17 protein-coding genes are annotated in these 21,049 nt (G+C 44.0%); 9 read left to right on the forward strand and 8 right to left on the reverse strand.

Annotated features, from left to right (window positions below; translation table 11 throughout):
- Window positions 1–106: 106 nt before the first annotated feature.
- The gene (locus FFM75_RS04690) at window positions 107–1,657 is read right to left on the reverse strand and encodes a bifunctional metallophosphatase/5'-nucleotidase (protein ID WP_137628038.1); all 1,551 of its coding nucleotides are present in this window, start codon (window positions 1,655–1,657) and stop codon (window positions 107–109) included.
- A 286-nt stretch (window positions 1,658–1,943) separates the two neighbouring features.
- On the opposite strand from FFM75_RS04690, the gene FFM75_RS04695 reads away from it, so the two are divergent.
- Window positions 1,944–4,124 carry a GW dipeptide domain-containing protein gene (locus tag FFM75_RS04695; RefSeq protein WP_171001419.1) on the forward strand — a complete coding sequence of 727 codons (2,181 nt, stop codon included), beginning with the start codon at window positions 1,944–1,946 and terminating at the stop codon, window positions 4,122–4,124.
- 124 nt (window positions 4,125–4,248) lie between these two features.
- Entirely contained in the window at window positions 4,249–5,124 is an 876-nt protein-coding gene (locus tag FFM75_RS04700; RefSeq protein ID WP_137628040.1) for a hypothetical protein, read from the forward strand.
- A 72-nt stretch (window positions 5,125–5,196) separates the two neighbouring features.
- Here the strand turns inward: FFM75_RS04700 and FFM75_RS04705 are convergent, their stop codons facing one another.
- Window positions 5,197–5,670, reverse strand: a complete 474-nt coding sequence (locus FFM75_RS04705; protein WP_137628041.1) for a nucleoside 2-deoxyribosyltransferase — start codon at window positions 5,668–5,670, stop codon at window positions 5,197–5,199.
- Window positions 5,671–5,872: 202 nt separating this feature from the next.
- Here FFM75_RS04705 and FFM75_RS04710 point away from each other — a divergent pair, with 202 nt between their 5' ends.
- Window positions 5,873–6,325, forward strand: coding sequence for a DUF1836 domain-containing protein (locus FFM75_RS04710; RefSeq protein WP_137628042.1), 453 nt, complete (start codon window positions 5,873–5,875; stop codon window positions 6,323–6,325).
- 27 nt (window positions 6,326–6,352) lie between these two features.
- Entirely contained in the window at window positions 6,353–7,291 is a 939-nt protein-coding gene (locus FFM75_RS04715) for an alpha/beta hydrolase (RefSeq protein ID WP_137628043.1), read from the forward strand.
- A gap of 24 nt (window positions 7,292–7,315) precedes the next feature.
- Here FFM75_RS04715 and FFM75_RS04720 read toward each other — a convergent pair whose 3' ends face one another.
- Together FFM75_RS04720 and FFM75_RS04725 are read right to left on the reverse strand one after the other, a co-directional pair.
- Window positions 7,316–8,011 (reverse strand): ATP-binding cassette domain-containing protein, encoded by a 696-nt coding sequence (locus FFM75_RS04720; protein ID WP_171001420.1) that lies wholly within the window; start codon window positions 8,009–8,011, stop codon window positions 7,316–7,318.
- Window positions 8,012–8,140: 129 nt separating this feature from the next.
- Window positions 8,141–9,358: an MFS transporter gene (locus tag FFM75_RS04725; RefSeq protein ID WP_137628045.1), complete on the reverse strand. Its 1,218-nt coding sequence runs from the start codon at window positions 9,356–9,358 to the stop codon at window positions 8,141–8,143.
- Window positions 9,359–9,549: 191 nt separating this feature from the next.
- Between FFM75_RS04725 and FFM75_RS04730 the strand changes: the two genes are divergently transcribed.
- Both FFM75_RS04730 and FFM75_RS04735 read left to right on the forward strand, forming a co-directional pair.
- On the forward strand, window positions 9,550–10,923 hold the full coding sequence (locus tag FFM75_RS04730) for a cytosine permease (RefSeq protein ID WP_137628046.1): 1,374 nt from the start codon (window positions 9,550–9,552) through the stop codon (window positions 10,921–10,923).
- 45 nt (window positions 10,924–10,968) lie between these two features.
- The gene (locus tag FFM75_RS04735) at window positions 10,969–11,355 is read left to right on the forward strand and encodes a DUF1398 family protein (protein WP_223876609.1); all 387 of its coding nucleotides are present in this window, start codon (window positions 10,969–10,971) and stop codon (window positions 11,353–11,355) included.
- A 39-nt stretch (window positions 11,356–11,394) separates the two neighbouring features.
- Here FFM75_RS04735 and FFM75_RS04740 read toward each other — a convergent pair whose 3' ends face one another.
- From FFM75_RS04740 to FFM75_RS04755, 4 genes are all read right to left on the reverse strand, one after another.
- Window positions 11,395–11,688, reverse strand: coding sequence for a hypothetical protein (locus FFM75_RS04740; RefSeq protein WP_137628047.1), 294 nt, complete (start codon window positions 11,686–11,688; stop codon window positions 11,395–11,397).
- Between the two features lie 12 nt (window positions 11,689–11,700).
- On the reverse strand, window positions 11,701–11,895 hold the full coding sequence (locus FFM75_RS04745; protein ID WP_137628048.1) for a hypothetical protein: 195 nt from the start codon (window positions 11,893–11,895) through the stop codon (window positions 11,701–11,703).
- 120 nt (window positions 11,896–12,015) lie between these two features.
- Complete coding sequence (locus FFM75_RS04750) at window positions 12,016–13,443, reverse strand: DHA2 family efflux MFS transporter permease subunit (protein ID WP_137628049.1); 1,428 nt, start codon at window positions 13,441–13,443, stop codon at window positions 12,016–12,018.
- A 114-nt stretch (window positions 13,444–13,557) separates the two neighbouring features.
- On the reverse strand, window positions 13,558–13,974 hold the full coding sequence (locus tag FFM75_RS04755) for a Zn-Finger Containing protein (protein ID WP_137628050.1): 417 nt from the start codon (window positions 13,972–13,974) through the stop codon (window positions 13,558–13,560).
- A 152-nt stretch (window positions 13,975–14,126) separates the two neighbouring features.
- On the opposite strand from FFM75_RS04755, the gene FFM75_RS04760 reads away from it, so the two are divergent.
- The 3 genes from FFM75_RS04760 (at window position 14,127) to FFM75_RS04770 (ending at window position 20,987) form a co-directional block, all read left to right on the forward strand.
- The gene (locus FFM75_RS04760) at window positions 14,127–14,408 is read left to right on the forward strand and encodes a hypothetical protein (protein WP_137628051.1); all 282 of its coding nucleotides are present in this window, start codon (window positions 14,127–14,129) and stop codon (window positions 14,406–14,408) included.
- Window positions 14,409–14,871: 463 nt separating this feature from the next.
- Window positions 14,872–15,708, forward strand: a complete 837-nt coding sequence (locus tag FFM75_RS04765) for a hypothetical protein (protein WP_137628052.1) — start codon at window positions 14,872–14,874, stop codon at window positions 15,706–15,708.
- 599 nt (window positions 15,709–16,307) lie between these two features.
- Entirely contained in the window at window positions 16,308–20,987 is a 4,680-nt protein-coding gene (locus tag FFM75_RS04770; RefSeq protein ID WP_137628053.1) for a BspA family leucine-rich repeat surface protein, read from the forward strand.
- Window positions 20,988–21,049 lie beyond the last annotated feature (62 nt).

Genomic DNA, 21,049 nt, shown 5'->3' on the forward strand with positions numbered 1-21,049 from the left:
TATGAGTCATTTAGCGCAAAGAATGCTCTTGCCGTCTCCGGTGACCGATGATTTCAGTTGAGGTGAGGACCGGAAGCGACAAAATCAATCTGTTAGTTTTAAACCACTAATAGTGCACCTTAAAATTAGTAGGTTGTGTCGCAGTGACGACTGGATGTTTGGCGAAATAATCGGCGATTAAGACAGTCATATCGGTTGGTAATTGGTGTTGAATCTTAGCGGTTTGATACATTGGGTAATTGCCTCCGCCGCCAGCACGGTAATGGTTCAAAGTGACGGTCAATGCTTGCGCTGGTTGCACCGGTTGACCATGGTAGTCTAACTGCACGACGCGGTGGCCGATTGGTTGTGTCAGATCAAAGGTATAATCGATGCCACTGTAAATGTCATAAATATAATGCCGTAGTTTAGGGTTTAAAAACTCAGGATTAACGATGACATGACCATCTTGCAATAAGAAGTAACTGGCACACCGTTCTAGCGCCCGTTTTAAGTCGGCGCCAGTAATTGTTTCGACGGCTAGTTTATTAGGATAGACATAGCTATTCATGACTTCGCGCATCGTGACGTGTTGTTTTAAGCCTGGGACATCATCGTTGAACAACGCAGTCGCGGCGATATCCGTCCCGGTGGCGGCCATTTCGACTTGATTGATGAAGTTGATGTAAGGGTGATTGTGCAAACGGGCATCCAGATGATCTTGAACGAGCATACTACCGTTGATCGTGCCTAATGGTGTATCTAGCCAGTCTTCCATTTGGGTATTGACGGTGTGAATCAGTTGCATCGTCGTGGCATCTGGGGCAGCATCTTTCACACTGAAGGTTTCGGCTTTGGTGGTCGTGACTTGATGCATGGCGTTTAAATCTAACGTAATCATCCCAACGTTTTGGCCTTTCATCCCGGGTTGTGTTACGGGGATACCTTGGACTTTAACGGCCAGTCGCCGATGCTGGTGACCCGTGATCATCGCATCGATACCGGGGACTTCGTTCAATAGGGCAGAGCCACGATTTTCACCGTTTAACCGTTCGGTCGGTTGATTGGTCTGGGGGTCGCGTTCCAGACCGCCGTGGTAGGCAACGACCACAACGTCAGCTAATTCGCGTAGTTTCGGCACGAAATGTTTAGCCGTTTCAACAACATCATGGAACTTTAAGCCATCGAGATGGGCGGGGAGTTCCCAGCGGCCAACAAATTGCGTCGTCAGGCCAAGAATTGCCACCTTAACGCCGGCCCGTTCCAAAATGGTATATGGCTTGGCAAACAAGGTTCGCTGTTGTTGGTCTTCGATGTTGGCAGCCAGCATGGGGTAATGGCGCGCTGATTCACAGAGGTCTAAAAAGTCGAGGCCGTAGTTGAATTCGTGGTTACCAAAAATACCAGCTTGAACGTGATTCCGATTGGCCAGTCTTGAATAGAGTGGCGCGGCTTCTTGGTGTTGCCGCGCAATAAAGTAGGTCAGCGGTGAGCCTTGCACAAAATCGCCGTTATCAATGACAATGGGCCAAACGGTGTCATCGTCAGTTTGGGTCAATTGTTGAATCAAGGTCGCCGCCCGACTGAGGCCAAACGGTGCCACGTGGTCCCGACTACTATAATCGGTGGGCGCTAGGTAGCCGTGGACATCACTAGTTGAAATTAATTTGATTTGCATGTAGCCCACTCCTTCAGAATTGAATTAATAGGTCAATTATAACAATGTTCGCACCAATTACGTTAATCATGGCAACAAACTATTTAATATTTTGTACATTTAGTCGGTGAACTGACTATGATAAGAGCGTTTAAGAGGCCAAATTGAGACTAGCTTTAAGATATCAGGTATAAATTTTTGTATATGTCGATTGTTTTACAAAAGTGTGTTAGTGGTTTATCCGCTTTCAATTCATGATAAACTGAGACTAACCAGGAAAAAAAGGGTTATGGGGAGGAAATTTATAATGAATCATAGTTTACACCGGCGTCGTCACTTGATTGCCGGCCTTGGATTAGTGACCATGGGCGTTTTATTGACCGCGGGTGGTACCACTTTGGTACAACCAAACTTAACGGCGGCCGCTGCGACCAGTAGTACCGTCACGGTCAATGCCAAAGATGCGGGGTTAGTTGGTAACAACGCTGCCGTTGATAACGTTAAAAATTTACAAGATATTATTGATGCGCATACGAATGCGCCATTAGTGATTACTGTACCAAAGGGTGACTATCATTTTGGTAGTGATACGGGTACTGAAGTGGTCAAGCTACATTCTAATATCACGTTTAAGTTTGAAGACGGGGCCAACTTCATCGTCGACAATGCACGTCGGGTCAACTTTGTCTACCCTAGCCCAAATGCCGGCTATGATGGTGGGATTTCAAACATCACCTGGCAAAATGCCACTTTTAAAGGTAGCCAAACCGCTGCTGGTCAATCGATCTTTACCCAAAGTGTCCATCATGCCTCAAACGTCACGTTTGACGGTTGTACCTTTGATAATGCTGAATCACCAACTGGGCATTATATCGATTTAGATGGTAGTCATGATATCACCGTTAAAAACTCAACTTTTACTGGGTTTAACGGAACTGATAAGCAATATAAAGAAGCCATTCAAATTGACTATTCAAATCTTAAAGCAATGTCTTATAAGAACCCCGGTGATCAATACGATAACTTACCAACGTATGATGTCCATGTCACCAACAACAAGTTCTTGCCAGTGCAAAAGACGAACGGCTACGTGCAAAGTTTTGCACCGAACCCAATCGGTCAACACGCGTTATATGACCATGGTAAAGCCGGCATTATCCATGATGTCTACTTTGAAGATAACTATGTACAAGATGTCCGGCCATTATTGACGGAAGATGATGCCAATATTCATTTCCGCGATGTCTCGAACTTGTACATTCAAAATAACCAATTCGTCAATAAATACGCGTTAGGTTCTGGTAACTATATTCGGTTATATAACACCGAAAAGACGATTACGATGGATAACTTAAATATTAAGAACAACACGTTCTCAAACTTAAGTCCTGATAACCGTTACGTCTACTTGGATGCTAAGACTGGCACGAAGATGACGAATATCACGATTACTGGCAATACCATTCAAACGTCTAAGAGTAGTGTGCCATTTGTGACGGCTAACTTTGACACGACGGATGCGACGATCAGCAATAACAAGTCAACGGGCTTACCAACGACTCAAGTTGAAGAAGTGCCTAACGGGACTCAAATCGAAGATTCTGGTCAGTTGACGATTTCGATGCCAACTAAGAAGCGTAAGGCGACGAATAAGGTTGAAGATTACTATCATGGAACGCAGGTGCAAACGGGTAAAGTTAGCGCGGCGGCCACTAGTAAAAAGTATGCCTTATATAACCACGTTAAGGGCCATAAGAACTGGAACTACGTGGTCCCAACTTGGAAGAAGTTAGGGTCAACCATCTATGTTGATAAGTATGCCAAGACGAGTACGGGCCAGTGGTACCGGATTGCCTTTAGCAACTCGAGCAAGGCAACCCATTACTGGATTCGCAAGGGCGGCGTCAGCTTATCAAGTAAGAAAGCCAAAAACTTACAAGCTTTGAGTAGCTGGAGTACGAAGAAAAACGCGCAGACTAATGAGACCCAAACGTATCGGTCAGGGTTAAATACCCAACATGCTGAATTAGCAACGAACTTACAAGCTAAGAACTTCGCATTGTACAACCATATCAAAGGTGCGGCTAACTGGAAGACCACTAAGGTTGACTGGACGAAACTTGGTTACACCCGGGCTTATATCGATATGAAAGCCGATGCTGATTCAGGGACTTGGTATCGGATTCGGTTTACCACCGCGAATGATGCTCAAAAATTCTGGATTCGTAAGAGTGGCTTAGTCTTTGATAAGATTACTTATGAAGATTACAGCAAGACCTTGAACTTGATCAAACGTTACCCAGTCTATGACAAAGTCTTTGATTCAGAAGACTTGGCTAAAGACAAAGGGACGACTGGTGATGTCAGTCAATTGAATGTTAAGATTATTCAACGGGCGCGCCGGACAGATTCTAAAGGGGCAACGACCACTTACTATCAAATGGAAAATGGTAACTGGACGCGAGCTTCAGCGTTTGACTTAAACTAAATTAGCTTTAAAAAGCGATCGCTAATGACTATTAGCGGTCGTTTTTTCGTGGCTTAATCTGTGTTAGGTAGGTTAGCGAACGCGTGTTAAACTAGCCGTAGTAGGATAAAAGGGGGACATCATCATGCGTAAAAGTTGGCTAGGGGTAGCAACGTTGTTAGTTGGATTCGGATTGGGTGCCGTTAATGGACACGCTGATTCAACGCAAATGACCAATCAATATTCGGCGAAGCGGTCGCAAAATGTACGTCTAGTTTGGCGGCGATCGATGGGACGCCATGCGTACAGGAATGATCAATTAGGGGGGCGCTATTCGAAACATCTGGGGATGCGCTATAGTGTTAATACGATGACTGGTCATATAACATGGTATACGGATGCCCATGAAAAGTTGTACGACAAAACGAAAAAGAAAGCTGCGATTTATTATCACGTTAAAAATGCGGATAATTCAAAGAGTGGTTGGATTTGGCGGGGCTATTTAACGCCGACAGTTGGGTCCAATGATCCTGATAAGTTAGCGTTGCGGCTGATCGATGAACTCGGGGGCTTAGAGGATGCTCATGCCGATGCGACGACGATGGCCCAGGCCAAAGTCGTGGTTAAGCAAATGATGAGTTCGACGTATCATTTTGTGAATAACAAAGGGGAAAATTACGATAATTTTGTTGAAAGTACCCCGGCCAAATCTGTTAAAACCGACGCTAATAACCGGCAATATCAACAACTCTTAAAAAAGAATCAGTTGGTTTATGGTTATGGCATGAAGAAAGCAATCTGTGTCGCAGCGATTGGGACCAAAGCCCAGTTGACCAGTGATTTGCATGATAATTTTGAGGTCGATGAAAACTGGGGGATTCCAGAAGATACTTTTTATAGTAAGGCCAAGATTGGGATTGCGACTTTACCGGTTGCTAATGCCAAGTATGGGCGTTATGCAATGTTTGTTATCGTACGCCTACCAGCCGATTATGAGAGTCAAATCTTTGTCGATGAATAAGATCAAGAAAAAAACAGTGGCCTGATGAAAGTCAAACTTTCATCAGGCCACTGTTTTAGTGTTAGATACGGCCTAAAAGACGGGCCGCTTAGCAGGTTTTGATTTTAAATCGTCACAGTTGTAAGTGGCTAATTCGTGCAAGCCATCTTGGCTAGCGTCGAAGTAGGCGGTTAAGCCTTGGGCAATCATTAAGTTCAACTGTTTGTCGGCATCGAATTGAACGACCAAAACGGGTGTCTTTTCGGCCACAGCGGCGCCAATTTCAAACATCGTCCCAGAATCAGGTTCATTAGTGGCACTAGTCATGTCGTAGTCTAATAAGGCGACGACTAAGTCAGCACGATGGACTTGACGCATATCGGAAGCATAAACATATTGTTGCCAAGCGCGACTCCCAAAGGGTTCATCTTCAAATTGGTGTTCTTGTGGTAAGAAGATACCTTCGGAATTGATCGTGGGGTTAGCCATTAAAGCGGCTTTAACTTGTTCGATGCGGGCTTTTTGCGCGTCATCGAAAAATGGTGCAGCTAAATAGACGTTATTCATCAGAATTTCCTTTCTTGCGGTGCCGTTAATTAGTAACCTATTCATTTTAGCGGAAAGCGGGTTAAGGATTCAAGTATGGATATGAGGTTTGATTATTATATAGATGATAATTCTACATAACCTAATTTATAATATCAGTTGTAGTTGAAATTGATCCTAGATTACGGTAAATTAAACAAGCAAGTTAGTTAGGGGGAAAAAGATGACGACAACTTTAGCGGAGTTTAAGTTACCCACATGGGACACGTTACCGGTGGTGCCAATCTATATGGAACAATTATTACAATTAGTTAACCTGACGTTGGCACCCTTAGAGCTGCCAGCTGTCACGAAGACGATGGTCAATAGCTATGTGAAGCAACACTTTTTTAGTCGGCCAACTGGACGGCAATATACGCGTAACCATCTAGTAGCGGTATTGGTCGTCACATTACTTAAAACTGATTTTAGTTTAACGACGATCAGTCAGGCGATTTTAAAGATTCGTGATTCGCGGCAAATCGAAGCCCGTTATCAAGAATTCACCATCGCGTTGATGCAAGGGTTACGGCAACAACCCGTCACCATTAGTGCGACGGATACAACGAGCCAAGCGATTCAATTCGCCGCGCAAACCGTCGCGTCACATTTATTAACGCAACAAGCCTTGGCATAAGGCAGTGGCAGTAGAGAGGAATTGAACATGACGAAACGAAAAAAGTGGCTATTGGCCTTAGTTACGCTCGTAATTGTACTCGGTATCGGCATTACCGGGGGGAGTTTTTATCTGTATCACTTTGCGTTTGAACCGACACCTAAAGTGTTGAATCATAGTTCGCAAAAAAGTAAGACGCGGTTAGCAAAAAATCAACAATGGCTCAAAAACGTAAAAAAACAAACGTGGCACGAAACATCGGCGACGGATCACTTGAAGTTAGTGGCTGACTTTGTCCCAGCGGCGCACAAAACGAATCGAACGATCGTGGTTGCCCATGGTTATATGGGTAATAAGGAACAAATGGCGAGTTATATTCGATTATGGCATCGTCAAGGTTACAATGTCTTAGCGCCCGATGATCGTGGTAACGGTCAAAGTCAAGGTGATTACTATGGCTTTGGTTGGCCGGATCGACTCGACTATGTTAAGTGGACCAAACAAGTGATTCGGCGGGAAGGCCAACATAGTCGAATCGGCCTGTTTGGCGTCTCAATGGGTGGTGCGACTGTGATGATGATGAGTGGCGAAAAGCTGCCGTCGCAAGTCAAAGCTATCATTGAAGACTGCGGTTATACGAGTGTCGGTGATGAGTTGACTTATGAACTCAAAAATCTCTATCATTTGCCAAAGTTCCCATTGATTTATACCGCTAGTTGGGTGGCGCAAGCCAAGGCCCACTTTAATTTCTTAACGGCTAGTTCGGTGACGCAATTGCACCAAAATAAATTACCGATATTCTTTATTCATGGCGCCAAAGATACCTTTGTGCCGACAAAAATGGTTTATCAAAATTATCGGGCCACGACCGTCAGCCATAAGAAATTATGGGTGGTACCTGGGGCGGGGCATGCCGAATCCTATACGATGCAGCCGAAGTTATATACGAAAAAAGTGACACAATTTATGGCGCAATATTTAAAGTAGTTGAAATGAAGCTCGTTATGATGGCTAATTGGCCGTGATGACGAGCTTTTTTGCGATACCAGCTTGCTGTAAGTGGCCTTGGCGTAATTGGACGGCGTAATCGGCCACCTGCATGGCGACTTGATCACTAGTCGTGACGATGATGGTGGTGACCGCTAGTTGTCGGGCAAGCGTGGTCAGTGTTTGGCGCAAGTGTTGGGCAAGTGCAAGGTTGCCAAGACTCAAGACTTCATTAAAGATGAGTACGGCTGGTTGGGTTGCTAGGACGCGGGCTAGCGCCAGGTGTTGTTTTTGAATTGGACTCAACTCACCGGGATAACTGTTTTGATGATCTTGGAGATCGAGTAAATTCAAATAGCGATTGACCCGTTGTTTGACAACTAATGGTGGTAATTGGTTCCACAATGGAAAGGCGATGTTTTCGCGAACAGTCATATGCGGCCAAAAGGCAAAGTCATGGCAAAGCATGGCGACTCGACGCTCGGTTGGTTGTAGACTGAATTGGTGTTGACTGTTGAATACTAATTGCTGGTCAAAGTAAATCTGACCAGCATCAGGTGTTTGATAACCAGCAATTAGATTTAGTAAAGTTGATTTACCTGCACCAGTTGGTCCGGTGATTGCGGTGATTTGATGATTAGGTAAGATTAGAGCCGGCAGATTTAGAATCTGTTGATTTAAGTAGTTTTTTCGCAGGTGCTTTAAGGTGATAGTTGGCACAATGGACCTCCTTGCAAAACTGAAGTTAAGTTTAGTTTAACGGTCCAAATTTGTTAATCGGTAAAGTCAATGTATTGGTTACATAAAGTTATTGTAAAGGCAGCAAAAAAACGTCTGGTGACCCAGACGTTAGGCTTTTTTCTGAAATGGATGACGTAATTCTGGAATGAAAAAAAGGACCAGGATGAAATTTAACAACAAGGATAAGGCTGTGAAGATGAAGACCCCGCGATAGTTAAACCAATTTGAGACTGCCCCACCAGCAAGTGAACCTAACATGCTACCTAAAGCTTGAAACGATTGATTCCAACTAAAAATCGTGCCAGTTAAGTGGCGCGGCGTGTTTTTAGAGAGCAATGTTTGGACAGTCGGGAAGAGTGCGCCGTCTGAAATACCAATCATAAAACGAAGACCACCGAGTGCCCAGATACTTGAAACGAACCCTTGGGGAAAATACATTAAAATGGCAAAGATGAACCCAAAAACTAGAATCCGGCCAGTCCCTCGCGTATCACCTAACCGGCCTAACCGTGGCGCTGATAATAAGGTTGAAATCCCGGGTAGGGCTGCAATCACGCCAGCAACGACTGTAATCGGGCCAACGTTATGCATCAATTGTTTGACGTACAAGCTAATGATGGGGGTAATCGAGTTGTTGCCCATTTGAATAATCATTGTTGACACTAATAAGACGATGATCAAAGTGGGATTCTTGAATTGACTTAAAAGTGGCTCAGCTTGTTTTTGTTGTGTCTGAGGGGTTGGTTGGTAGTTTTCGTGGACCAAGAACAAACTCAAAAAGAAGACGATCAACAATAAGCAACCGGTAATCACAAACGTCAACCGAATCGAGAAGACTTGGGCTAACACGCCGCCGAGGATTGGGCCAATCAAGTTACCGGAAACATAACCGGTCGTTAAGATGCCAATGGCCGTGCCGCTGCTTTCTTTGGGCGTTTCCGTGGCGACTAGGGCACTGGCGTTGGGGATGTAGCCCGCGCACAAGCCTTGCAAGAAGCGTAAGAATATCAACATCCAAATATTGTGGACAAAGCCCATTAGACCGATAACAATGGCCATCCCTAGAGATGAGCGCAGTAGCATGATCTTGCGGCCACGCCGGTCAGCAAGCTTGCCCCATAACGGTGAGACCACCGCCACTACGAAAAATGTGACCGCATATGTTACACCGCTGTACATCGTTAATTGGCCATGCGAGAAGTTTCCTAGTTCACTCACATATAAGGATAAAAATGGCATGACTTCTGAGAATCCCATGCCAGCAATAAAAGTTCCTAACCATAAGACGGCCAAATTACGCCGCCAACCTATTAAGGCACCTTTCACATCCAATCACTTCCTAATTTTTTTATACTGTTTAAACAATGAAAAACGTGTTGATACCGTTACAGTTATCAACTTAGGTTAATCTTACGGCTAAAATTTAGTGACTGCAATGTGAGAAAGTCGTCAAATCTGCTTGACCCTAGGACCTTTAAAAACCTACAATGGATAACATTGCAGAAAGGGTGAACAACTTGAAACAGGAACCAAAATATCAGATTGAAGTGATTCCCACTAAGCATCGCCATATGTCGAATTGGGATATGTTTGCGACTTGGATTGGTGCTAATGCCAACAACGGGACATGGTATGTTGGTGGGGTCTTAGCCGCTTGCGGACTATTGACCGCTTTAAAGGTTATTATCGCTTCTTCAACCCTTTCATATTTATGTTTATCGTTAGTCGGGTTTATGGGTTACCGAACGGGAGCGGCAACGATGAGTTTAATTCGGGGATCATTTGGCATTCGGGGGAGTTACGTGCCATCGTTTGTGAACTTAACACAATATATTGGTTGGACGGCGGTCAATACATTTATTGCCGCTACTTCAGTGAGTTATTTATTACATGATATCGTCGGTTGGCCGGTGTATGGCAAGCCGGGTGGGGCCAAAGGCTTGATCTTAGGTATCGTGGTCATGAGTATCTTGCATTTATTAAGTGTTTCAGTTGGCCAAAAGTCAGTGCAAATGATTGAACGCTTGGGGATTATTTTAGTGATTTTGTTTGTCCTTTGGGAAACGGTCGTGGTCTTTAAGACTGTTTCGTTTTCAGAATTATTGTCGTGGCATGCACCAGCTAAGTTACATATGACGGCGGGAGCGGGGATGGATACCTTAGCGGCCTTTAACTTGTCATGGGTTACCGCGGGTGCTGACTTTACTCGCTTTACTAAGAAGCGTTCTGGTGCGACCGGTATGCCATTTTTAGGGGCTTTTACTGGCTTGTTCTGGTTTGCTTTTATTGGGCTAGCTGCGACGATCAGTATTGCAATTACATCGGGGACCTATGATCCCAATAATTCAGATCCTAGTACGATTGCGAGTCGTTTAGGTTTAGGGGTCTTGGCGTTACTGGTTATTGTGTTGACGAGTATGACGGCCAATGCGGTTAATCTGTTAGCCGCGGGCTCGGCGTTATCGAATATCTTTCCAAAGATTCGGTTGCGGCCAGCGCTATGGGCGGTAACGATTATCGCAACGTTGGTGACTTTGATTCCATTAGTGATGGGGAGCTTCTTAACGGCCTTTACCGCTTTCTTGGATTATATTGGGATGGTTTTAGGACCGATGATCAGCGTGATGTTGGTCGATTATTACTGGCGTCATCATCAACACTACGATGTGGACGAACTTGCCAACTCAAATGGCCAATATTGGTATACCCATGGGGTCAATTGGATTGCATTATTGTGTTGGGTCTTAGGGGTCGGCATCTTCTTAATGCTCAAGTACGTGACGTTGATTGCCAATGTGTTTGGGGCCACCTTTATTGATATGATTTTAATTGCCCTGATTTATATGGGATTAATGCGGATTTTCTATCCTTTAAAAACCAAAGCGGCTTAATTTGGATTACAATGGAGAGGTAAACTAAATTAAGGGAGACTACTTATGATGTTTAAATTAGCAGCAATTGATGACTTATTAACGAACTTGGGCGACCATGTTGATTTTGCGACCATCGCTAAAAAAGAAGCCGACTTAGGTGTGCAACATTTCGAATACAATGTTGATGCGGGATCGACGACATATTTCGGTGAGAACGGGTATCTCGTTGAACGTTTAAGCAATGGCTTGGGGACACCGGTGGCTAAAGAATTAGACCCAGCGCAAGTCAAGTCGTTAGGAACTGACTATATCGCCGGTAAATTAAGCTTGGCGGAAGCCGTTAAGGATTTAGCTGCGGCTGGCTGTGAAGCTTGGACCGCCAACTTGAAGCGCAATATCATTGATTTTGCTGGTCCTGAAGGTAAGATCATCGTTGCCATTGAATTCTAGTCATTAAAAAAGTTCGACCATCAAAGTGGTCGAACTTTTTTAATACCCAGCACTTTTGTATTGGCGACTGAGCTTACGTTCAATGGCAAATAATGATAACGGATTGAGCTTGCGCAACTCGCTAGAATCATAGCGCATGACCAATTGCTCCGGGCTGTTAACGGTTACTTGGTGGACGCCATTTAACCCTTGTAAGGCTTGTAAAATCGCTTGTTGCAAGTCGGGATGTTGTGGCCACACCGGCGAGGTCAACATGACGAGGCCGTGTTCTGGATGTTGCAACGTAATCTGATACTTGTTGAGGTATTTATTGAATAATTCGGCTGGATTCATAGTACGTTCCCCCTAGAGGCTGGTCCAAAGTGGGATCATCGCCCAAATAAAGAATCCGGCTAAACCGGTAAAAAGTAAGCCAGCAATCAGCCAGATCCAGGCCATTAACGTCTGGTGACCATGCCGAAAGCTGACCACGGTTTGCCAAAAACAAATGAGGGCAAGTAACCCGCTAGTCCCAATAATAAAATTCACTGTAATCTCCATAACTAAACTCCTTGCTCGTACCCTCTCATTGTGGCGGAAATCGACCTAAAGTGCAATTAGAAAAACGCTAGTTATCAAAAATTCAATTAGAATTTTTGATAACTAGCGTTTTAATTAACTTTAATGTTCGGTTGCAGGATGCTTTTCAGCTAATGGATCAACTGATTTTTCGGGTTGATTGCTGACCATGAAGGATAGGCAGAAGCCTAAGACGGCTAAAGCCAAAGTGAACCAGAACCCGTAATGAACGCCATGGACAAAGGCCGTTGCCCCAGTACTATGGCTAGCACTTTGACCGATACCTAATAAACTGGTGGCAATCGCGGTGGCCAGGGCACCAAGGATTTGCTGTAAGGTGTTTAAAATCGTACTACCATCCGCAGCTACGGGACCACGTAAGGCGTTTAACCCATAAGTTTGGGCTGGCGACATCGCTAATGGTGCTCCAATCATAATGATCACATGGGCTAAGACGACATACCAATAACTACTGTGCGTCGTGGTGAAAATCAACATGAAGGCGCCAATAAAGCTTAAACCAAAGCCGATGCGTGTTAGATATTTGGCCCCATAGTTATCAAACAAACGCCCAGAAGTCGCTGAGACGACCGCATTGATGACACCACCAGGTAACATTAAAACCCCAGTTAACGCCACCGGAACAACTAAGCCTTTTTGCCAATACATCGGTAATAAGTACATGGATGACATGATAATCCCAAAGTCAATCATCACTAAGACGGTCCCCACGCTGAATTCTTGAAAGCTAAAGGCGCGTAAGTTCAAAATTGGTGTCTCTAGGTGTAATTGACGGTGGCAATAGAAGTATAACGCGATGATCCCAATAACGAGGGCGCCTAAAACTAACGGATTACCCCAACCACGGTCACCGGCTAAACTAGCGCCGACAACTAAGCCGCCGAATCCCAGTGAAGATAAGACGATCGATAGAGCATCGATTTTTGGTTTCGTCACTTCAGCCACATTTTGCATGAAGATCACGGTAATAATCAAAGCGATGGCTAAAAGCGGGACGAATAACCAGAAAATCCAGTGCCAAGATAAGGCGCCTAAAATTAAACCAGCCAAAGTTGGCCCAACGGCAGGGGCAAACATGATGACTAATCCAACGAGCCCCATCGCAGCGCCCCGCTTTTGTGGGGGATAAACCGCTAGTAAGACGATGAAGATCAAGGGCAAAATCAAGCCGGTCGCAATCCCTTGGATCATTCGGCCAATTAATAAAATAGCAAAATCAGTCGCCAGTGCGGAAATAACCGCGCCGACCATAAAATCCGCCAACGCAAAAATAATGAGTTGACGGGTCGTAAAGTGTTTGGTGAGCATGCTGGATAATGGTAAGACGATGCCGACCATTAATAAGTAACCAGTAACGAGCCATTGAATCGTCCCGGTGTTCACGTTTAACTGTTGTTCCAGTTGTGGTAGGGCAATGTTTAGCGCCGTTTCACTGAACATGCCCACAAAACCACCTAATAACAACCCAATCATAATCAAGGTTGGGTTCGTGTGTGACTTAGTTTCCATCCAAAAATCTCTCCTTTGTCCGTACAGTGTGCACAATAGGTCACTGTAGCAGAAAAAAGCGTGCTTCGTAAGTGATTTCTGGAAAATAGTTGGCCTTTTCAGTTATTTAGGCGATTAAGTCCGGGCTTCAAACCGGTTGCCGCACTTTGGACAGGTGATACGAACCCGACCGTGATGGCGTGGAATCCGAATGCGCTGGTGGCACTGACTACAATGGAAGAAACGGAATTGCCAATGCTGTTTGAGTTGGTAGCTTGTCCAAGTAATGGGCTTAACGAGGCGGTACCAGCCGGCTTGAAACCCCCGATTGATGGCAACTTGTTGATAGATCTTTTTGGAGAATAAACGCCAGTAACTGATGGCTAATAATAGTAGGGCAATTAGTGTTAACCAGTTGATCCGGCTAAAAATACTGATGACTAATAAAAGCAACGCGGTGTTTGTTAAGACCCGGTTCAAGGTGTCATTTTGCCCGTAACGTCCGCGCATGAATTGTTGCATACGATAGAGAAATTTTCCGGATGGCTTCATTAATAGATGGACCCCCAAATAAGTTGGTTTAGTAATAACATACCCTAACATATTTGTTAAACGCTCGCAATTTGAAAACTTTCAACTGGCGACTGATGGCAATTTAAGTGTATACTAATTGCTATCCTATTAAAAAGGTGGGGGCGATGCACATGACAATCAAACAAACTACAACCCAAGCGATGGTCCTTGATGCGCTGAGTCGAGCAGCGTTAACGCTCGACCGCACCGATGCAACCCAACTTGGCTTACAGCAATTATTAAATGAATTTCGTCGGACGTTGTTACAAACCAACGGTCAACAGTCGACATCGGTTTTATATCAAGGCCGGATCATGAGTTATTTGTTACAACATCCAGCAACTTACCCAGCAACGGTTGATACCTTAACAGCGGTATTGGCTCAGTTCGTTAAACAACCAGCGGGTAATTAATTAAATGTTTTAGGCTGTTAATTAGGTGTTAGCCAGTTAGGTTAACGCTTTTTTGAACATCATGACCCAATCCATTCCAAAAGTGTACTGACTACTATTTTGGCGCTTGCTGAACATTTGATAAGCGAAAATCAATGATTGGTATACGTCAATATACTTTTAAGGAATAGCGTAATGCTAGGAAAAACCTAATCTTTTAGGCGCTTTCAAAAAGTCCGCTGACGAATCGGTATATTAAGAATTTGTTATTGATTTATACTAATAAAGTGTGTTATTGTATAAATGCAGAAAGGGTTTATTTATTTACGAGATGGATTAAATTAAATAATAGCCCTGAAAATGAAAAGATTGATTTATCAATGATTAAACGGGATATTGATTTTTCAATATAAATATATGTTATAGCAAGGTCGAGATGGAGTCGCCAAAAAGCGGTTTTTGACAGAATCTGGGGGTATCAAAGATGCGTCGATTAATGAATTTAGAAAAATTACAACAACAAAGTCGGATCTGGTTAATGGCCGGGGTGGCATTAGCAACATTAAGTTTTGGCACCGTTTTAGCAAACGCCGATGATACCACTGCAACAACTGGCAGTGAAACGACCGTGACGGCGACTACTGATAGTCAAGCAACGACTGACAGTAGTGATAGTAGTGTTGCCGATGATCAAAGCGATGCCACAACGGATACAACTAGTGATAGTGATGATACTGCTGACACCACATACGATGCAAACGTCAAGGTTACCGAAAAAGATGGCACCAAGACGACATCTTATGAAGATGGTACGACAACTGAAGAAATTACCGATAAGATTAATCTGACCCCACGGCCACAAAGTCAAACCAAGACGACTAAGTCTACGACCACAGCAACTAAGGCGACGACAACTAAGACGGCAAGTGCTACAACGGCTGCTAAATCAGTTATCGCAACGCCTGCGACGACGGCTACAACCAAGTCAGCGACGACTACTAAAGCGACGGTTACTGCAACGCCAGCAACTAAAACGACTGCGGTTAAAACCACAACGACAACTGCTAAAGTCGTCCCAGTTAGTGCCGTTAAGTCGGCTGCAACTTTGAAGCCGGCTACTACTAAGACTGCCCAAGTTAAGACATTAGCTAGCACTGTTAATAAGCCAGTTAGTGCTAAGCTAGTTTCAGCCGTCTCCTTTAGCTTACCAAGTAAAGATACGACGAATAACCAAACGACTTCTATTGCAGGGGGCTTATTATTAGCGTTGACTGCTTTGACAGGGGCAGCTGGTTTGAGTCGCAAGGTTCGCCAAGCCTAAATTTTAAAAAATAAACGTTATCAAGCGATGCCAGTCCATTTGGCATCGCTTTTTTGTTGTCGCAAGAATTGGTTGGGTTGTTGAATGTCAATAATCACGAATAATTTACTAGGTTAAGCACCTTGGCGGTCATAAGACAAACTAACACTCCTGTGAAATGATGGATACTATTCATAACGATAATGTTTTGCTAATATAAATAACTAGATTTGAAGTTATGATAAGAAAACTTATACAACTCACTGCATAGCCTAGATATGATGAATGACTATACCTTTGAAATACGAGATAAGCTTGTTAACAAAGGATTTCTAGGACTTTAATGACAAGTAGTGACGTTAAGCGGCAAATAATCAATATATAAAGAATTATATTGATTTGAGTTGACTTATTGTGCTATATTATAAACGTAAAAGGTGTTTATCTATTAATGGCAGTAATTATTATTGTTAATTATAGTAATTTTAAATTGGTTGATAAATCAGCCTTATTTGGGAGTTTCTAAAAAGGACTATTAATAAATGTAATCAAGTTACAAGCTAGTACCCCAAGAAGTGGTGCGTTAAGGCTTGAACACAGCATAGAAATGGGGAATTAACATGCGGGCGCTTCAAAATGAAAAGTTAATTTACAAGATGTATAAAAAGGGTCGTTTCTGGGTCTTTGCGGGGATTACAGTTGCTACTTTGAATGTTAATTTGTTAAATGGACAAGCAGCTACCACCGATCAAAGTACCAGCAGCAGTAGCAATGCGGACACTGAGAGCAGTACTGTTGCTAGTACCGCTAGTGAATTGAGTGACTCATCAGTGACACTAAGTGGTTCAACGTCAAGTACGACTAATAGTACCAATGAGTCGACGCCAGGAACAACGGACACAGCAACATCCAAAGCGGATACCACCACGAGCGAAAGTACAAATGGTAGCGATTCCACAACAACTGAGTCGACCGACACGACAAAGCAAACAACTGATACGAGTAGCAGTCAGACAAGTGATAAGCAAGCAACAGAAGCTGATCAAACGACTGGTAACGATGCCAAGACGAGTACTGAATCAAGTCAAAGCACAACGACTGATAAGCAGACAACGTCAGGTCATGTGACTGATTCCACAACAACTGGTGCCACCACAAGTTCTGATGTTAAGGATACAACGACCACGGATACGTCTAATAACGTGACCGCATCAACTGATACGACGCCGGTCACTGATAGTACACCAACGCCAGCAACTAATTCGACCTCAGTAGCTGATGACACGACGACTGTCGGTGATATGACTGCGGCCAACAATGTCACAACCGCAACTGTTGATGATTTGCCCACAACTGACACGACGGCCGATGCGACTGCTAGTGCAACGTTAACGAATGCATTGCAGGCCGCTAGTGTTCAAGGGACGTTGTCTAAAAAATTAATGATGCGGGCTGCTGCCGTGACGGCAGCAACGATTGTTGCGAGTGGTGACTTCAGTAAAGAAGTCACTGGTGGGAGTACTTGGACGTTGGACAGCAATGGCCTGTTGACAATTTCAGCCGGTGCTTGGGGTGCGACGACTGGTTCAAATTCTTGGTACAGCAAAAGAACTTTAGTCAAGAGTATTGTGATTGAAGGACCGGTTACGGTGCCAAGCGATATTTCTTGGACGTTCTTTGGTGAAAGTAATTTAACATCGATATCTGGATTAGCATATATTGATACTAGTAATGTGACTAACATGGACCGATTGTTTTCCGGGACAGCTGTTAGTGATTTTTCAGGAGTAGCGAACTGGGATACAAGTAATGTTACGGATATGAATATGATGTTTGCTAGCACAAAGATCACGACGGTTGCGACTATTCCTGTTGAAAGTTGGAACGTCAGCAAAGTGACAAACTTTACCGGTATGTTTAGTTCAACGACCTTGGAAAGCATTGATTTAAGCGGTTGGACGTTAAATGCAACTGCTAATATTTCTATTGCGTCATTATTTAGTGCGGCTGCAAACTTAGTTAGTGTTAATTTGAGTGGTTGGCAAGTTGGCAATGTGACTTCGGCACAACAGCTATTTAGTGGCGATACTAGTTTGGTGACGGCTGACCTTACTGGTTGGACATTAACCAATACGACCAGCATGAACAGTATGTTCAAAGGCACTGAAAATTTAAAATCGGTGGATATCAGTGGTTGGGATACGAGCAAAGTGACCGATATGAGCTTCATATTCAGTGACACTGCCGTTTTACCTAATATTGATTTGTCTAAGCTTAATACGAGCAATGTTACGAACATGCAGGACATGTTTTCAGGTAGTGACTTAACTGGTGCTGATATCACGTCATTTGATACGAGCAAGGTCACGACGACGAAGGAAATGTTCAAAGATGCAACTTTGGCCGGAATTGACTTAACGAATTTAAAAACGCAAAATGTCGTCGATATGACGTCGATGTTTGAAGGTACTGATTTAACCGGAATTGATTTAACGAATTTAAATACAAGCGCGACTAAACTGATGTCTAAGATGTTTGCTTCAACAACTAATACGACCTTAGACTTAAGTAGTTTTGATACTAGTAACGTCAAAGATATGTCATATATGTTTACTGGGGCCGCAGTAACTAGCCTTGATCTTACTAAGTTCGATACAAGTAAAGTGACAACCATGTATGCGATGTTTGAAGATACTAAGATGACTCAGATTGATTTGTCTGGCTTTAATACCAGCTCGTTAACGGTCATGAAGGAAATGTTTACCAGAAGTGCCTTTACTAGTTTAGATTTATCCAACTTTGATTGGTCTAATATTACTAGTGTCGAATTCATGTTTACGGATGCTAGCAAGTTAAGTACGCTGAAACTAAATCCAGCCGCCTATTTAAAAACAACAATAACTAATATGTTTGGTACGGTTTATAGTTCGGATGCCGACTTGCCGGATGTGCCAACGACTGACAATTATACGGGATTATGGGTTGATGATAACGGTCAAACTTATACCAGTGCGCAATTAATGGCCGCTTACTCGAATACGGAAGCCAATGACTTCACAACACCACTAACTTACACGTGGCAAATTGTAACTTCAAATTCTAGCCTAACCGCCCAAGACAGCACGATTATTGCTGGTCCAACGGCAACTTGGAATGCTAAAGATAATGTGGCTGAATTAAAGGATGTTGATGGCAATGTTGTTGACCTAACCACGTTGGATACAGATGCGATTGCCGTTACTGGCGATACTGTCGATCCAACCAAGACTGGCAGTTATCACGTGACATTAAGCTATACCGACAGTAAGGGCATTGTTCGTGAAGCAACGGCAACAGTAACGGTCGTTGCTAGCCAATCGGTCTTAGTTGGTAAAGATATTTCTATTAATCAAGGTGCAACTTGGCAAGCCGGTGATAGTGTTGATACGACTAACACGTTAAATGCGGCTGGTAATCAATTAAGTGCAACTGAACTGGCAACAATCACGGGCTCTAATCTGGACACTAGCAAGACTGGCGTTCAAACTGTAACCTTAAGCTATACGGATGCGGCAGGCAATGTACGGACAACAACGGCGACGGTTAATGTGGTTGCTAGCCAAGCGACCTTGGTGACTAAAGATATTAATATCGTTAAGGGTGCCAATGCCACTTGGAACTTACTGGATAATGTGGTTAGTGCGACTGATTTCAAGGGTGATACAGTCGATAATTTGAGCAGCTTAAAGATTACGGCGGATACGACACCAGATTTAACTAAAGCGGGTAACTATCCAGTGACATTGACGTATACCGATAGCGAAGGTAACCAACACACTTACACGGTTAATGTGACCGTAACGGCTAGTCAAGCTAGTTTAGTTGGTCAAGACACGACCATCGTGATGGGGCCAAATGCCAGCTGGCAACTTACGGATAACCTTGCTAGTGCAACTGATATCGATGGGAATGCGTTAACGGCTGAAGCCTTAGCTAAGGTGACTGCAAGTGCGACGCCAGATTTAACTAAAGCTGGTGATACGTTAATCACGTTGACGTATACCGATGCAGCGGGTAATCAAGTCACCACGACGGCGACGGTTCATGTCGTTGCTTCGGCGGCACAAGTCAATGTTCATGATGCGACCATCGTCATGGGCCCAAATGCCACTTGGAATGCCAAAGATAATTTAGACTCAGTGATCCAAGCCAATGGGGATACGATTGCTGCCAGTGATGTCGTCCTAGAAAACAACGTCAAGATGGTTAATTCACGCGTCATGTCGATTATGTATAGTTACTTACGCGCAGATGGCACGACGGTGACCGTTGCTGGTCAAGTTGACTTGACTAAAGTGGGCGACAATACAATCACTTACACGTATACCGATAGTCAAGGCAATACGACGACGGCTACTGCGACAGTCCATGTGGTTACCAGCCAAGCCGGCATTACTGCCAATGATAGTACGTTGATTGCGGGTCCAAATACAACTTGGTCAGCTAAGGATAACTTAACGGCGGTACAAGATGAAAATGGTCAAACCATTGACTTGAGCAAGGTTACGACAACTGGCACCGTCAATCCAGCAGTGCCTGGCACTTACCAGGTCACTTATCACTATACGGATAGTCAAGGCAACCAAATCAGTAAGACAATCACCGTGACGGTTGCGGCAACCAAAGCCAGTCTAAACGTAAAAAATAGTACGTTAAATTTAGGGGCGACTTGGAACGCCAGTGATAACATTGTCAGTTTAACGGATGCCACTGGTCAGGCGGTTGATATTAACCAGGTGACGATTACGGGCAATGTTGATACGATGACGGCTGGTACCTATACCGTTACTTATCAATATACGGATGCAGCCGGCAATGTTTATACGGCCACAGCAACGGTCACAATCACTGACCCGACTAATGGTAACAATGGTAATGGCGATACCATCGATCCTGATGAGAATCAAAAACCCACTAAACCAACTGATGGTGGCACTACTTCAACTGGTGGGGGCACTACCGGAACCACAACTGAGCAACAACCGGGTAAAGCTGGAACCACTACTAACCAGGGTGCGACAATTAACAGTCAAGCAGCACAGATTCGACCAACTAATTTGGTCACGGCTGCCCAACCTAAGGCAGCGTCGACTGACTTAACTACGACGTCGACTAGCAAGGGAACGGTTAAAGCAACTGACAACTTGCCCCAAACCGATGAAGCAACGACGCAAAATGCTTCCGCGTTAGGAATGGCATTATTAGCGTTAACCGGTGTGGTTAGCTGGTTAGGCTTAGGCCGTAAACGGCGACATGATTAAAAAATAATGATTTAAAATACCCCTCACTAAATTCTTAGCGAGGGGTATTTTTTAATCGAAAA

The sequence above is a fragment of the Lactiplantibacillus daowaiensis genome (genome assembly GCF_005405085.1).
Lineage (GTDB): Bacteria > Bacillota > Bacilli > Lactobacillales > Lactobacillaceae > Lactiplantibacillus > Lactiplantibacillus daowaiensis.

Excerpts from the sequence above, each read along its gene's own strand:
- FFM75_RS04715 (WP_137628043.1), top strand. The coding sequence starts at position 6,353 with ATGACGAAACGAAAAAAGTGGCTATTGGCCTTAGTTACGCTCGTAATT.
- FFM75_RS04700 (WP_137628040.1), top strand. The coding sequence starts at position 4,249 with ATGCGTAAAAGTTGGCTAGGGGTAGCAACGTTGTTAGTTGGATTCGGA.
- FFM75_RS04740 (WP_137628047.1), bottom strand. The coding sequence starts at position 11,688 with ATGAATCCAGCCGAATTATTCAATAAATACCTCAACAAGTATCAGATT.
- FFM75_RS04770 (WP_137628053.1), top strand. The coding sequence starts at position 16,308 with ATGCGGGCGCTTCAAAATGAAAAGTTAATTTACAAGATGTATAAAAAG.
- FFM75_RS04745 (WP_137628048.1), bottom strand. The coding sequence starts at position 11,895 with ATGGAGATTACAGTGAATTTTATTATTGGGACTAGCGGGTTACTTGCC.
- FFM75_RS04705 (WP_137628041.1), bottom strand. The coding sequence starts at position 5,670 with ATGAATAACGTCTATTTAGCTGCACCATTTTTCGATGACGCGCAAAAA.
- FFM75_RS04765 (WP_137628052.1), top strand. The coding sequence starts at position 14,872 with ATGCGTCGATTAATGAATTTAGAAAAATTACAACAACAAAGTCGGATC.
- FFM75_RS04695 (WP_171001419.1), top strand. The coding sequence starts at position 1,944 with ATGAATCATAGTTTACACCGGCGTCGTCACTTGATTGCCGGCCTTGGA.
- FFM75_RS04710 (WP_137628042.1), top strand. The coding sequence starts at position 5,873 with ATGACGACAACTTTAGCGGAGTTTAAGTTACCCACATGGGACACGTTA.
- FFM75_RS04690 (WP_137628038.1), bottom strand. The coding sequence starts at position 1,657 with ATGCAAATCAAATTAATTTCAACTAGTGATGTCCACGGCTACCTAGCG.
- FFM75_RS04750 (WP_137628049.1), bottom strand. The coding sequence starts at position 13,443 with ATGGAAACTAAGTCACACACGAACCCAACCTTGATTATGATTGGGTTG.
- FFM75_RS04755 (WP_137628050.1), bottom strand. The coding sequence starts at position 13,974 with ATGAAGCCATCCGGAAAATTTCTCTATCGTATGCAACAATTCATGCGC.
- FFM75_RS04760 (WP_137628051.1), top strand. The coding sequence starts at position 14,127 with ATGACAATCAAACAAACTACAACCCAAGCGATGGTCCTTGATGCGCTG.
- FFM75_RS04735 (WP_223876609.1), top strand. The coding sequence starts at position 10,969 with ATGATGTTTAAATTAGCAGCAATTGATGACTTATTAACGAACTTGGGC.